The sequence below is a fragment of the Ilumatobacter sp. genome, from assembly GCF_030065885.1.
Lineage (GTDB): Bacteria > Actinomycetota > Acidimicrobiia > Acidimicrobiales > Ilumatobacteraceae > Ilumatobacter.
Window position 1 is genome coordinate 1 of sequence record NZ_JASJCS010000117.1, and the last position, 13,217, is coordinate 13,217.

General features: G+C 69.8%; 11 protein-coding genes and 1 tRNA gene. 5 read left to right on the forward strand and 7 right to left on the reverse strand.

What is annotated here, in order from left to right; translation table 11 throughout:
• The 4 genes from QNJ12_RS19520 to QNJ12_RS19535 all read right to left on the reverse strand — a co-directional run.
• The coding region (locus QNJ12_RS19520; RefSeq protein ID WP_300625217.1) for an AAA family ATPase at nt 1–765 on the reverse strand (765 nt) is incomplete at its 3' end.
• Nucleotides 762–1,229 (reverse strand): hypothetical protein, encoded by a 468-nt coding sequence (locus tag QNJ12_RS19525; protein WP_300625219.1) that lies wholly within the window; start codon nt 1,227–1,229, stop codon nt 762–764. The genes QNJ12_RS19525 and QNJ12_RS19520, both read right to left, overlap by 4 nt.
• The gene (locus tag QNJ12_RS19530) at nt 1,226–1,954 is read right to left on the reverse strand and encodes a DUF4129 domain-containing protein (protein WP_300625220.1); all 729 of its coding nucleotides are present in this window, start codon (nt 1,952–1,954) and stop codon (nt 1,226–1,228) included. Before QNJ12_RS19530 ends, QNJ12_RS19525 begins: the two co-directional genes overlap by 4 nt.
• Nucleotides 1,955–2,019: 65 nt before the next feature.
• Nucleotides 2,020–2,682: a DUF2461 domain-containing protein gene (locus tag QNJ12_RS19535; RefSeq protein WP_300625222.1), complete on the reverse strand. Its 663-nt coding sequence runs from the start codon at nt 2,680–2,682 to the stop codon at nt 2,020–2,022.
• A gap of 72 nt (nt 2,683–2,754) precedes the next feature.
• Between QNJ12_RS19535 and QNJ12_RS19540 the strand changes: the two genes are divergently transcribed.
• The 3 genes from QNJ12_RS19540 to QNJ12_RS19550 all read left to right on the forward strand — a co-directional run bounded on the left by QNJ12_RS19540 (nt 2,755) and on the right by QNJ12_RS19550 (nt 8,511).
• The gene (locus QNJ12_RS19540; protein ID WP_300625224.1) at nt 2,755–5,166 is read left to right on the forward strand and encodes a helicase HerA-like domain-containing protein; all 2,412 of its coding nucleotides are present in this window, start codon (nt 2,755–2,757) and stop codon (nt 5,164–5,166) included.
• 376 nt (nt 5,167–5,542) lie between these two features.
• Entirely contained in the window at nt 5,543–7,570 is a 2,028-nt protein-coding gene (locus QNJ12_RS19545; RefSeq protein ID WP_300625225.1) for an EAL domain-containing protein, read from the forward strand.
• Nucleotides 7,567–8,511 carry a DUF5317 domain-containing protein gene (locus QNJ12_RS19550; RefSeq protein WP_300625227.1) on the forward strand — a complete coding sequence of 315 codons (945 nt, stop codon included), beginning with the start codon at nt 7,567–7,569 and terminating at the stop codon, nt 8,509–8,511. The genes QNJ12_RS19545 and QNJ12_RS19550 overlap by 4 nt, the downstream gene beginning before the upstream one ends.
• A 4-nt stretch (nt 8,512–8,515) precedes the next feature.
• On the opposite strand, the gene QNJ12_RS19555 is transcribed toward QNJ12_RS19550, so the two are convergent.
• A tRNA-Leu gene (locus tag QNJ12_RS19555) sits at nt 8,516–8,589 on the reverse strand.
• A gap of 148 nt (nt 8,590–8,737) precedes the next feature.
• Here QNJ12_RS19555 and QNJ12_RS19560 point away from each other — a divergent pair.
• Together QNJ12_RS19560 and QNJ12_RS19565 are read left to right on the forward strand one after the other, a co-directional pair.
• On the forward strand, nt 8,738–10,765 hold the full coding sequence (locus QNJ12_RS19560; RefSeq protein ID WP_300625229.1) for a bifunctional diguanylate cyclase/phosphodiesterase: 2,028 nt from the start codon (nt 8,738–8,740) through the stop codon (nt 10,763–10,765).
• Nucleotides 10,766–10,809: 44 nt separating this feature from the next.
• Nucleotides 10,810–11,808: an alanine racemase gene (locus QNJ12_RS19565; protein ID WP_300625230.1), complete on the forward strand. Its 999-nt coding sequence runs from the start codon at nt 10,810–10,812 to the stop codon at nt 11,806–11,808.
• Between the two features lie 13 nt (nt 11,809–11,821).
• On the opposite strand, the gene rdgB is transcribed toward QNJ12_RS19565, so the two are convergent.
• Nucleotides 11,822–12,406, reverse strand: a complete 585-nt coding sequence (gene rdgB, locus QNJ12_RS19570; RefSeq protein ID WP_300625232.1) for an RdgB/HAM1 family non-canonical purine NTP pyrophosphatase — start codon at nt 12,404–12,406, stop codon at nt 11,822–11,824.
• Nucleotides 12,403–13,152, reverse strand: a complete 750-nt coding sequence (gene rph, locus QNJ12_RS19575) for a ribonuclease PH (protein WP_300625233.1) — start codon at nt 13,150–13,152, stop codon at nt 12,403–12,405. The genes rdgB and rph overlap by 4 nt, the downstream gene beginning before the upstream one ends.
• Between the last annotated feature and the right edge of the window lie 65 nt (nt 13,153–13,217).

Below are 13,217 nucleotides of genomic sequence, written 5' to 3' on the forward strand. Positions count from 1 at the left end.
GGCTATCCGTCGCCCGAGGAGGAGTGGCAGGTGCTGCAACTCCGGGTCGAGCGGCAGTCGGATGCCGCCCAGCTCGCGACGATCGTCGCCGTCGACCGTCACGGTCTCGACCGCCGCCTGCATCGAGCGCAGCGTCTCGGCGTCGACGATCGTCGCGAGCTGGGCGGCATCCGACTGCCGCTCGACCCGGAGTTGCAGCACCTGCCACTCCTCCTCGGGCGACGGATAGCCGAACGAGATCCGCAGCATGAATCGATCGAGCTGCGCCTCCGGCAGCGGGTAGGTGCCCTCGTACTCGACCGGGTTCGCGGTGGCCAGCACGTGGAACGGAGGTTCCAGCGGGAACGTCTCGCCCTCGACGCTGACCTGACGTTCCTGCATGGCTTCCAGGAGGGCGGCCTGGGTCCGGGGTGGCGCCCGGTTGACCTCGTCGGCCAGGAGCAGGCCGGTGAACAGCGGGCCCCGACGGAACACGAAGTCCGTGGTGCGCTGGTCGTACAGGAACGACCCCGTGAGGTCGGCGGGCAGGAGATCGGGCGTGAACTGGGCACGCGTGAACTGCAGTCCCAGGGTCTGCGCGAACGAGCGGGCGGCCAGCGTCTTGCCGAGTCCCGGGAGGTCCTCCAGCAGTACGTGACCGCCGGCGAGGATGCCCGACAGCGCGAGCGCCAGCTCGTCTCGCTTGCCGATGACGGCACGGCCGACCTCGTCGAGCACCTCTCGGGCGAGGCGGGAGGTGGTGGGGACGTCGATCGGCTGGTTCACAGCGCCTCGATGTCGCTCAGGATCGTCTCGAGATCCGGCTGACCCGCCTTGCGGCCGCGGCGACCGCCGACGAGCTCGCGGAGCGTCGGGGTGAGCGCGTCGTCGGCGGCGCGCGGTGCGACACGTCGATCGATCCCATGGCGTGTCTGCAAGCGGTCGTCGACCAAGGCGACCAACCTGGACTCGAGTTCGGTCGGGCGCGAGCGGACGGCGCGTTCGACGTCGCCGAGCGTTCTCGGGACGCGTTGGTCGTCGGCGTCGTTCGACGTCGTCGAGCCGGGTGGCAGCGGCCACCGGATCGACCGGGTCGATCTGAACAGGTCGAACGCAGCGAGACCCGCAGCTGCCGCGACGGCCACGATGCCGGCCAGTGCGATCACCGACGGGTCGGCGTCGCTCTGCCACAGCCCGATCGACACGAGGAGCCAGGCGGCGAAGGTGGCGGCGAGCCGCCTGGTCGTCATGTCGACACCTCGGCGATCGGTTCCAGGGCCGTGACGACCCGGTCGAAGGCCGACGCGGCGCGCTCGCGGTGTTCGTCGCCGAGCTCGTGCACGGAGAACCGCGCCTCGCGGTAGAGCGCCGCGAGCTCGGTGATCGGCGCCGGATCGACCGAAGAGCGACCGATGACGCGTTCGACGTACTCGCTCGACGTCTCGGAGGGTCGCCGCGGGAGACCGGCGTCGGCGACATCGCCTTCGAGGTGCAGCCAGCACGCCACGATCGCGTTGCGGGGCGGACCGTGCGACAGCGTCGTACGCGCCGCAGCGGCGTCGACGCGCACCGGCGACTCGATCGCATCGGGGAGGGGTTCGGCGAACTCGACGCGACGCCGTGCGGGCCGAGCCCGGCGCCAGGCGCGCACCGCCGGTCGCCACTGGGAGGCCGCGAACGCCCCACCGAGGACGAACACGGCGAACAACCCGATCGCCAGGATCTCGAGGACGGTGCCGATCCAGGGGTAGTCCCGGCCCTCGTCAGGCTCGTTGACCGCCGGTGCCGGAGCATCGCCGCCCGCGACCGCGGCGGGCGGCCCGTCGGGTGCCGGCTCGGGGTTGGTCCAGACCCGAACGGAGTCCGACGACGCGGCAACCGTCAGCGCGATCGTCACGACGGCGGCGATCAGCCAGACCACCCGGTCGCTGGTGCTCCTCACATCGTGCGCGTCGCCACGATCCAGGTGCTCCATGCGTCCGACACTCGGCGGCGCGGCGGACCGGCCGGTCCGCCACCAGTGGGATCGACGACCGTCCTTCAGCCGAACATGCCCTCGGGTTCGAGCGTGCTCGGACCGACATGGGCATCGAGCCAGGCGTTCATCTCTCCGGCGGCCTCCCAGACGCCGCGGATCTTGGCGGCGGCCTGCTTGGTGTGCAGCCACTTCGGCGCGCCGAAGTCCTTCGACATCATGAGACCCTTCCGCCGGATCAGCTCGATGCGGGGGTGGTCCTTCGGATAGCCGCGCGGCGCGGTCTTGAGCTCGTCGATCGCACCGATCGAGTACTTCCGCTTCGTGAGATCGGCGACGATGCCGGCGATCTCGGTGCCGGTGCCGTCGGCGTCGGCCGCGGCACGGAACCGCTCGAGCTGGTCCTTGGCCATCGCGTAGTAGCCGGTGCCGCACATCAGGCCCTGCGCCGACACGTGGAAGTACTGCCCTGCGCCGCCCTGGGACTCCCCGTAGGCGCCCTGGTGCACCTTGTACGGCGGCTTGTTCTTCGAGAACCGCAGGTCGTTGTGCGGACGGAACAGGTGGAACGGCCCGTACTCGGCGAGCTCCTCGCAGAGCTCCTCGACCGGACCCCGGACGACCTCTTTGAAGCGCGCTTTGTTCGCCTCCCAGAACGCCTTCGAGTTGTCGGCCTCGAGCTGCTCGTAGAACACGATCGCCTCGTGCGGGATCCCCGTGAACGCCATGCTGCAGACGGTACTGCCCGCCCCGACGGTTCGGGAGGGCGGACGACGCCCACCGAAGTACCCTGCTCACCCATGCCAGAACTGTTCCTCGGCGGCATCGTCGACCCGGCCACACACGACCGCACCGGAGACGAGATCCGCATCGACACCGACAAGTTCACGACCCACGGGGTCATCGTCGGCATGACCGGCTCGGGCAAGACCGGCCTCGGCGTGGTCCTGCTCGAAGAGGTGCTCGACGCAGGGCTGCCGACGCTGGTCATCGACCCCAAGGGCGACCTGACCAACCTGTGCCTGACGTTCCCGGGCCTCCAGCCGGCCGACTTCCGGCCGTGGATCGACGAGGCACAGGCCGAGGCAGCCGGCGCATCACCCGACGAGTTCGCCCAGCAGCAGGCCGAGCTCTGGACCAAGGGCTTGCTCGGCTGGGGGTTCACCGCCCAGAACATCGCCGAGCTCCGGTCGAAGACCGACTTCACGATCTACACGCCGGGCTCGCAGTCGGGCGTTCCGGTCAACATCGTCGGGTCGCTCCAGGTGCCCGAGGACATGAGCGACGCCGAGATCGTCGGTGACGAGATCGAGGGCTACGTGTCCGGCCTGCTCGGGCTCGTGGGCATCGAGGCCGACCCGCTCTCGAGCCGCGAGCACATCCTGCTGTCGAACCTGATCAACCACTCGTGGACCGAGGGCCGGGCGCTCGACCTGCCGACGCTCGTCGGACTGGTCGGCAACTCGCCGATCCGCAAGCTCGGGGTGTTCGAGCTCGACCAGTTCTTCCCGCCCGACGACCGGATGAAGCTGGCGATGAAGCTCAACGGCCTGCTCGCCTCGCCGGCGTTCGCGGCCTGGGCCGAGGGCCCGCCGCTCGACATCCAGTCGATGCTGTACCGGCCCGACGGCACGGCGCGCTGCGCCATCGTCACCACCGCCCACCTGAGCGACGAGGAGCGCCAGTTCGTCACGTCGCTGATGCTGTCGAAGCTCGTCACCTGGATGCGCCGCCAGTCGGGCACCACCGACCTGCGGGCGATGCTCTACATGGACGAAGTCGCCGGCTACCTCCCGCCGACGGCCAACCCGCCGACGAAGAAGCCGATCATGACCCTCATGAAGCAGGCGCGCGCCTTCGGCGTCGGTGTCGTGCTCTCGACCCAGAACCCGGTCGACATCGACTACAAGGCGCTGTCGAACGCCGGCACCTGGATGATCGGCCGCCTCTCGACCGAACGCGACAAGGGTCGGCTCCTCGAGGGGCTGACGTCCGCCGCCGGAGGCGTCGACATCGAGGCCGTCGACGACACGATCTCCGGGCTCGGCAAGCGCGAGTTCGTGCTGCGCGTTCCGGGGAAGGACGCGACGTCGGTGTTCACCACCCGGTGGGCGATGAGCTATCTGCGCGGCCCGATGACCCGCGACCAGATCAGCGAGCTGATGGCAGCGGAACGCGGCGCCGCGGCCGCGGCGGCGCCGAGCGCTACCGCTCCGTCGGCCGCCGCAGGTGCCGGTGCCGCGGCGACAGCACCCGCCGCGAGCGACCTCGCCGACGACGAGACCACGGTGATGCCCGAGGTCGCCGACGGCACGCCCGTTCGCTGGGTCGACGTCGCATCACCCTGGCTGGCCGAAGCCGGCGGCGACTCACGCGGCACCCGGCTCGACGCCGCGATCGTCGCCCGCGTCCAGCTCCGGTACGACGAGACGAAGGCCGACCTGGTGCACGACGAGGAGTTCGAGTGCGTGGTCACCGATCTCGGCGAGTCGGTCGACGTGTCGCGGGCGATCGCCGTCGACTACGACGACCGTGACCTCCGCCCCGACGCACCCGACGGAGCGATCTACCGGATCAGCTCGGCGAAGCTCAAGAACAAGACGTTCTTCTCCGGGGTCGAGCGCGATCTCCGCGATCACCTGACGCGCAGCCTCTCGATGGAGATCCCGGCCAACGCCGGCATGAAGCTCTACGGGCGGCCGGGCGAGACCGCCGAGCAGTTCGAGATCCGGTGCGCGCGAGCGGCCGACGATCTCGCCGACGCCGAGATCGCGAAGCTCCGCGACAAGTACGAGTCGAAGGCGACCCGCCTGCGCGACCAGATCGAGGCAGCGGAGGACCGCGTCGAGGTCCTCGAGGAGCAAGCGGCCGGCCAGCGCAACTCCGAGCTCCTGTCGACCGCCGGCTCGATCCTGGGCGGCCTGCTCGGCGGCAAGCGCTCACGTGGCGGCCTGCTCGGCAAGCTCGGGAGCGCCGCCGGCCGGCGCGGTCGCACCAAGGCGTCCAAGCAGCGCGTCGAGGCAGCCGAGAACAAGGCCGCCCGCCTCGTCGAGAACCTCGAAGAGCTCGAAGCCGAGCTCGAGGACGAGGTCATGGAGATCGACGCCAAGTGGATGGAGCAGGCCAAGCAGATCGACACCATCGAGGTGCCGCTCGAGAAGACCGACGTCAAGGTCTCCCAGCTCTCCCTCGCCTGGCTGCCGGTCGACTGACCGGGCCGGCTGATCCTGGCCGCGACCTGGGGCGTCGCCGCCACGGTCGCTCCACTTCGGCTCAAGATAACGCTGCGATAGCCGATGAAGCCGGTGGTGGCCCGCCAGTCGCCGAGAATGGCCACACCGGCCCTTCGGACCACAGAGAAGCCCCGTATGGGGTGGGAGAGGAAACCTGATGAAGCAGGTTCAGAAGACCATCAAGTGGCGCGTTGCTGCGCCTGCGGTTCGTGCGGCCGCGACGGCGGGAACCGTCGTTGCCCTCGTTGCAGCCGTCGGTGCGCCGTCCAAGTGGTGGTGACCTGATCTGTCCGGGTCCGCTTCGGCGGACCCGGACACCCTCATTCCTCGTTCCCTCGTGCCACGGAGTACGCGATTGAGCGCTCTCGACCCCAGCCGCAAACGTGACCGCAAGGTGCTGGCGTTCGTCGCCGGCGTCACCGCCGCCGCGGTGTTCCTCACCGCGTCGCTCGTCGCGGTCGCCGGAGACCAGTGGTGGTCGGGCACCGACTGGGTGATCTTCGCGCTCTTCGGCACGCTGCTGTTCCTCGCCGAGACGCAACCGAGCTTCACGATGCGGTTCGGCGACAACGGCGCGGTGTCCCCCGGCTGGACGTTCGCCTATGCGCTCGTGCTGTTCGGCATGTCGATCGGCGCACTGGGCATCCTGCTCGTCGCGAACACGATCGTCGGCCTGCAATCACGGCGACCGGTGCGGATCGTCGTCTTCAACCTCGCACAGATCGCCGCCGCACTGAGCTCGGGTGCGCTCGTGCTCCACTTCTTCGGTTTCCGCGAGTCGATGGGATCGATCGACGCGATTCCGCTGACCTGGGGCATCGGCATCTTCGTGAGCGCCTGCACGGTGCTGGTCCTCAACGGCCTGCTCACCGCCATCGTGATCGGGCTGCACACCGGCACCGGCTTCATCACGACGCTTCGGACCGGTCTCGCGCTGACGATGAGCGCCGACGCTGCGCTCCTGTCGCTCGCGCCGGTGTTCGTGATCGCGATCGACTTCAGCCTCCTGCTGGTGCCCGTGCTGGCGTCGACCTCCTACATCGTCATCCAATCCGCCCGGAAGTCGCTGCAGCGTGCCCACCAGGCCAATCACGATCCCCTGACCGACCTCCTCAACCGGCGCGCCTTCGACGACCGCGTCAGCCGCACGATCGGCCTGTTCGGCAGCGAGCCCGACGCCACGCTGCTCGTGATGGACTTCGATCGCTTCAAGGAGATCAACGACTCGCTCGGCCATGCGGTCGGTGATTCGCTGCTCGTCGGGTTCGCAGAGCGTCTCAGCGAGAACCTGCCGCCCACCGCGTCCGCGGCCCGACTCGGCGGGGACGAGTTCGCCGTCGTCATTCCCGGTCGCCGGCCTCAGGGCGAGGCGCTGCAATTGACCGAGACGCTGCACCGTGAGCTCACGAAACCGTATGACATCGACGGGTTCCCGCTGTCGATCTCGGTCAGCATCGGGGTCGCCGTCGCCCCGTCCGATGGCACCAACGCCGAGGACCTGCTCGCCGCGGCCGACCTCGCGATGTACCGCGCCAAGCAGTTCGGCAGTCGCGTCGTGTTCCATCAGACGGCGGGCTCCGCGGCGACAGGGCCGGGCCGGATCGGGCTCCTGTCCGACCTCGGCTCCGCCATCGAGCAGCAACAGCTCACGAACTTCTACCAACCGCAGATCTCGTTCTCGACCGGTCGGATCGACACGGTGGAGGCGCTGGTCCGCTGGCAGCATCCCGTTCACGGGCTGATCCTGCCGAACGACTTCATCGGGATGGCCGAGCAGACCGACCTGATCGATGCGCTGACCGACGACGTGCTCGCCCGGTCGATGTGCGACCTGCTGCTCCTCGACGACGACGGGATCTCGCTCGCCGTCAACGTGTCGGCGCGCACCCTCCATCGGCGCACCTTCGCTCCCGGCATCATCGCCACGGCCGAGACGGCCGGCTTCCCGATCGAACGTCTCGAGCTCGAGATCACGGAACGGGCGCTCGCCAGCGATCCCGACCGGATCGCCCTGACGCTCGCTCAGCTCCGCGAGGCGGGCGTTCGCATCGCCATCGACGACTTCGGCACGGGCTACAGCTCGTTCGCGTCGCTCCGCCAGATCCGCGCCGATCGCCTGAAGATCGATCGCGGGTTCACGGCACACGTCGGTACGGCTCCCGAGGACCGGCTGGTCGTCAAGACGATCACCGACCTCGGCCACGGCCTCGGACTCGACGTCGTTGCCGAGGGCGTCGAGACGCTGGAGATCCTCGCCGAGATCGAGTCGCTGGGGTGCGACTTCGCGCAGGGCTACGCGATCGCCCGACCCATGCCGATCCAGCAGCTCCAGATGGTCGTCCAGGCACGGCACCACCGTGACCAGGTCGAGGTGCCCGCATGATCGTGCTCGTGCTGACCGCGATCGGAGTCGCCTCGGCGCTGTACACGACCGATCGCGTCCGGCGGATCGCCGAGCTCCCGATCGTCGGGCTGTGGCTCGTCTGGCTCGCGATCGGCACGCAGGTGCTCGTCTTCCAGTGGCTCGGGCACTTCATCCCGGTCGGCGTGTCGAACGCGCTCCATCTCGCGACCTACGCCCTCTGCATGGCGTTCCTCGTCCGCAACCGTCAGATCCCCGGACTCTGGATCATCACCGTGGGAACGGCCATGAACCTCGCAGCCATCGTCGCGAACGGCGGCTCGATGCCCGCTCGCCCCGCCGCGTGGAGAGCAGCGGGACTGCCCGACCCCGATGCGTTCGAGAACTCGTCGGCCGTCGCCGAGGCCCGGCTCGCCTACCTGGGCGACATCTTCTACGTGCCCGAGGGGTGGCCGCTCGCCAACGTGTTCAGCATCGGCGACGTCCTGATCGTCCTCGGTGGCACGTATCTGGCGCACCGCTGGTGCGCCACGCCTCCCGCCGAGCCGAGCCGGGAGACCGTGGCCGACCACGTGCGGCGGACCGCGACACCGGTACCGGCAGACATCGAGGCGATCGCGGAGATCGTCGCCGAGCTCCGGGACCAGCTCGACACCCAGCTGGCGCTGGTCAGCGCGCAGGCCGACACGGCGCACCGACAGGCTGCGGCGCTGCGCGAGGAGGCGAGGGCCGACGTCGAGCGCACCCACGGCGCGCTCTCGACGCTCTTGGCCGAGCTCGACGGCAAGACGCTGCCGCGTCCCGTTCGCGCCGAGCTCGACGAGGAGCGCTTCGCATCGATCGAACGCCAGCTCGCCGCGAACCAGCGTGCCCTGGACCAGTGCCTCGCTCGCCAGGACGAGCTGGCCGACACCGTCGCGGCGACGCTCGACGTGGTCGTGGCGCACTCGAGTCAGGCCTGAGCCGTGCCGACGGAGAGACTCGAACTCTCACTGACGGCGACCTAAACGCCGTGCCTCTGCCAATTGGGCTACGTCGGCTGACGCCGCATCATGCTAGGGGCCCCCACAGCCACGCAGCGCAGCAGCTGACCGACAGGATTTCACGACACTTGACACTTTCTTGGATGTCGGCGGGGGCCTGCTCTGACGATGAATTTGCAGGATTCTTGAATCCATCGACCCACCCATGAACGCTCTCGTGAACGCCCGGCCACGCCTCGGCCCTGCCGCCTTCAGCGGCGTCGTGACCGCGATCGCGGGCGCCATGTTGGCCGTCGTGCTCTGGGCCGAGGTCAGCAGCGAGCCGGTCACGGTCAACTGGACGATCTTCGTGTTGATCTCGCTGCTGCTGCTGGCGTGCGAGCGCACGCCGCGGGCGTGGGTGCGTTCGGGCCAGGCCGGCGTGGTGACCCCGCTCTGGATGTTCTCGTACGCCCTGATCCTGATCGGGTCGCACTCGATCGCGATCGGGGTGGCCCTGCTCGGGATCGTGGTCCACGGACGCTCGCGAACCGACGCCCACGCCGACGCGATCACCCGCGCGGCCGGCACCACGCTCTCGCTGGCGACGGCTGCGCTCATGCTCAAGGCGTTCGGCGTCGACGGCACCATCACCAACCTCGAGGCCGTGCCGGTGGGCTGGGCGACGGCGATCGTCATGACGGGCCTCGCGATCGTCCTCCTCAACGCGGTCATCGCAGCGATCGCGCTGTCGACCAAGCGATCGGTCTCGTTCCTCACGATCATGCAGCGCGACTTCGGGTCACGCGTCACCGCTGAGGGCGCGCTGCTGTCGCTGGCACCCCTGTGGGTGATCGGTCTCGACTTCAGCCCGGTGCTGATCCCGTTGCTGGGCATCACGACCATCCTGGTGTTCCGCTCGACCCGCCAGGCGCTCGAACGCCTCGAGGAGGCCCAGCACGATGCCCTCACCGGGCTGCCCAATCGCCGTTCGTTCATCGATGCGGTCGACGACTCGCTGGCGAAGCTCTCGGCCGCCAACCCCCATGTCCTCCTGCTCGATCTCAACGGATTCAAGGAGATCAACGACCGGCTCGGCCACGACGTGGGCGATGCCGTCCTCATCGCCTTCTCCGAGCGGCTCCGGCGGGCGCTGCCGGCGGCGGGCACCGGGGCTCGGCTGGGCGGCGACGAGTTCGCCGTCATCATCGTGACGCCCGTCGGGCAACGGTTCCGGCGCGAGATCATCGAGGAGCTCCACGCTGCGCTCACGCAGCCCCTCGACATCCACGGCTTCCCCGTGACGATCGGTGTCAGCATCGGCGCGGCCGCCGCCCCGGCCGACGGCCACACCACCCGCGACCTGCTCCGGGCCGCCGACGTCGCGATGTACCGCGCCAAGCGGACCGGCACACCGGTCGAGTGGTACGCGAACGGGATCCAGGTCAAGCAGCGCGGGCGACTCAACCTGCTGACCGACCTCGGCAACGCGCTCGAGGCGAACCAGCTCCACATCCACTTCCAGCCACAGCTGCGGCTGACCGACGGCCAGATCGACACGGTCGAGGCCCTGATCCGATGGAACCATCCCGACCACGGCGAGATCTCGCCCTCCGAGTTCATCGGGCTCGCCGAGCAGACCGACCTGATCGCGCCGATCACCGAGATGGTGCTCCGAGCCGCGTCGAAGGGACTGCTCACCACCGGTGAGGCCGACGTGCGGCTCGCCGTCAACGTCTCGTCGCGCAGCCTGCAGGATCCGTACTTCGCGGACGACGTGTTCAGCGTGCTCGACGAGAACGGCTTCCCGCCGAGCCGGCTCGAGCTCGAGGTCACCGAACGGGCGCTGGTGGCGAACGTCGAGCGCTCCCGCTACACGATCGACCTCCTCCGCAAGCGAGGCGTCCGCATCGCGATCGACGACTTCGGGGTCGGGTACTCCTCGTACCAGACCCTGCGCCTGCTCGACGTCGACCGCGTCAAGGTCGATCGCGACTTCGTGCAGGGGCTCCTGGTCAGCCCGCGCGACCGCCTGATCGTGTCGTCGCTGATCGAGCTGGCCCACGACCTCGGGCTCGACGTCGTCGCCGAGGGTGTCGAGGGGCCGGCGATCTGGAACGAGCTGACCCGCCTCCGCTGCGACGTCGCGCAGGGCTATGCCATCGCACCGCCGATGTCGTACCTCGACCTCCGCCGCTGGCTCCCCCAGTGGGACGCGTCGATGATCCACGGCATCGCCGACCACGTCACCTGACGCCACGTGGTCCCGGCCGACCACGAATCTGTCACCCTGGGCCCGTGACACCCGCCGACCTGCCGACGCCCGCACTCGTGATCGACGCCGATGCGTTCGAACGGAACCTCGCGACCATGGCCGCAGCGCTGCCTGGCGGTCGCCTGCGGCCCCACGTCAAGGCCCACAAGTGCACCTCGATCGCCCGGGCACAGCAGGGCGTGGGCCACGACACGTTCACGTGTGCGACGCCGCGCGAGGTCGTCGGCCTCGCCCGCGCGGGCGTCGGCGACGACCTCCTCCTCGCCAACGAGACCGTCGACCGCGGCCGGCTGCGCACGATGGCCGAGCTCGAGACCGCGGTCACGGTTGCCGTCGACTCGGTCGAGACCGTCGACGCTGCAGCCAGCGCCGGCATCCACCGTTGCCTCGTCGACGTCAACGTCGGGCTCCCCAGGTGCGGCGTCGCGCCGGAGGCCGCGGGCCGGCTCGCCGACCACGCTCGCCACCGGGGCCTCGAGGTCCGCGGCGTGATGGGCTACGAGGGTCATCTGATGATGGTCGCCGACCGCTCCGAGCGGCGCGAGCGCGTCGGGGCGTCGATGGCGCTCCTGCTGCTCGCCCACGAACAGGTCGGCGGCGACGTGGTCTCAGCAGGCGGGACGGGCACGTTCGACCTCCACGAGGGGACCGGCGTCACCGAGGTGCAGGCCGGTAGCTACGCGCTCATGGACACCGACTACGGCCGGCAGGAACTGCCGTTCGAGCAGGCGCTGCACCTGGTCGGCACGGTCATCTCGGTCGGCGACGGCTGGGCCGTGGCCGACGTCGGGCTGAAGGCGCTCGGCATGGATCACGGCAACCCGTCGGTGGTCGGCGGCATCGTCTGGTTCTGCTCCGACGAGCACCTCACCTACCAGCCGGGGGAGGCGGTGCAGGTCGGCGAACGGGTGACCGTGCTGCCGGCCCACGTCGACCCGACGGTGGCGATGCACGACGTCGCCTGGCTGGTCCGCGGCGGCGAGATCGTCGACCGCTGGGAGATCGACCTGCGCGGCTGGTAGCGAGCCAGGCCGGTCAGCCGCCGAGCGCGACCACGAGATTGCGGAACGCACGACCGCGGTGCGAGATGGCGTGCTTCTCCCCCTCGGTCATCTGCGCGAACGTGCGCCCGTCGCCGTCGACGGGCGCGAACACGGCGTCGTAGCCGAAGCCGCCGTCGCCGATCTCGGCCTGCGTGATGACGCCGTCGCAGACGCCGTCGACGGCGACCTCGCGCCCGTCGGGCCAGCGGACGAGCGCACACGTCCGGAACCGGGCTCGCCGGTCGGCGGCGTCACCGAGCTCGGCCAGCAGCTTGCGGCGATTGTCGGCGTAGGTGCACCCCTCCCCCGCCCAGCGCGCCGAGAACACGCCCGGCTCGCCGCCCAGCGCCACCACCTCGAGTCCCGTGTCGTCGGCGATCGACGGCCGCCCGGTCGCCTCACAGATCGCCACCGCCTTCAGGCGCGCGTTGCCCTCGAGCGTGTCGGCGTCCTCCACCACGTCGGGGACGCCGGCCGGGCGGGGCACCAGCTGGACGACGCCGCGCAGGATGTACTCGATCTCGGCGACCTTGTCGGGGTTCGCCGAGGCGCAGACCAGCTCGGGCAGCTCGCTCATCGTGGCGACGGCGGTGATGCGACCAGCTCGCGCTGCAGCGCGGTGATCTCGGCGAGCCCGCCCTCGGCCAGCGCGAGCATCGAGTCGAGCTCGCCCCGCGTGAACGCCATGCCCTCGGCGGTCCCCTGCACCTCGACGAACCGGGCTTCGCCGCTCTCGGCGGGCGTCAGCATCACGACGTTCATGTCGACCTCGGCGCGGCTGTCCTCGACGTACGGCAGGTCGAGGACCGGCGTCCCGTCGACGATGCCGACGCTGATCGCCGAACAGAACGAGTGCAGCGGGTGGGCGGCGAGAGCACCCCGCTGGACGACCCTGGCCAGGGCGTCGTGCAGGGCGAGGAAGCCGCCGCAGATGCTGGCGGTGCGAGTGCCCCCGTCGGCCTGGAGCACGTCGCAGTCCACCACGACCTGCCGTTCGCCGAGAACGGTCATGTCGCACGCCGCACGCAGCGATCGTCCGATCAGGCGTTGGATCTCGACCGTGCGGCCGCTCTGCTTGCCCTTCGCCGCCTCGCGCCCCACGCGCTCGGGCGACGAGCCCGGCAGCATCGAGTACTCGGCCGTCACCCATCCCTTGCCGTTGCCGCGCATCCAACGCGGGACGTCTTCGTCGACCGACGCCGTGCACAGCACACGCGTCCTGCCGAAGGTGACGAGGCACGACCCATCGGCCATCTCAGTGAAGTCGCGCTCGAAGGTGATCGGCCGGAGTTCGTCGGCGGTGCGTCCGTCGGGACGGCTCATGGTTGCTCCTCTCCTCGGCATCGAGGTGTTGGTGTTCGGGTGGTCTCGAGCGGCCACCGCTCGGT

Coding starts and splice junctions, on each gene's coding strand:
- QNJ12_RS19525 (WP_300625219.1), bottom strand. CDS start 1,229: ATGACGACCAGGCGGCTCGCCGCCACCTTCGCCGCCTGGCTCCTCGTG.
- QNJ12_RS19530 (WP_300625220.1), bottom strand. CDS start 1,954: ATGGAGCACCTGGATCGTGGCGACGCGCACGATGTGAGGAGCACCAGC.
- QNJ12_RS19535 (WP_300625222.1), bottom strand. CDS start 2,682: ATGGCGTTCACGGGGATCCCGCACGAGGCGATCGTGTTCTACGAGCAG.
- QNJ12_RS19540 (WP_300625224.1), top strand. CDS start 2,755: ATGCCAGAACTGTTCCTCGGCGGCATCGTCGACCCGGCCACACACGAC.
- QNJ12_RS19550 (WP_300625227.1), top strand. CDS start 7,567: ATGATCGTGCTCGTGCTGACCGCGATCGGAGTCGCCTCGGCGCTGTAC.
- QNJ12_RS19560 (WP_300625229.1), top strand. CDS start 8,738: ATGAACGCTCTCGTGAACGCCCGGCCACGCCTCGGCCCTGCCGCCTTC.
- rdgB (WP_300625232.1), bottom strand. CDS start 12,406: ATGAGCGAGCTGCCCGAGCTGGTCTGCGCCTCGGCGAACCCCGACAAG.
- rph (WP_300625233.1), bottom strand. CDS start 13,152: ATGAGCCGTCCCGACGGACGCACCGCCGACGAACTCCGGCCGATCACC.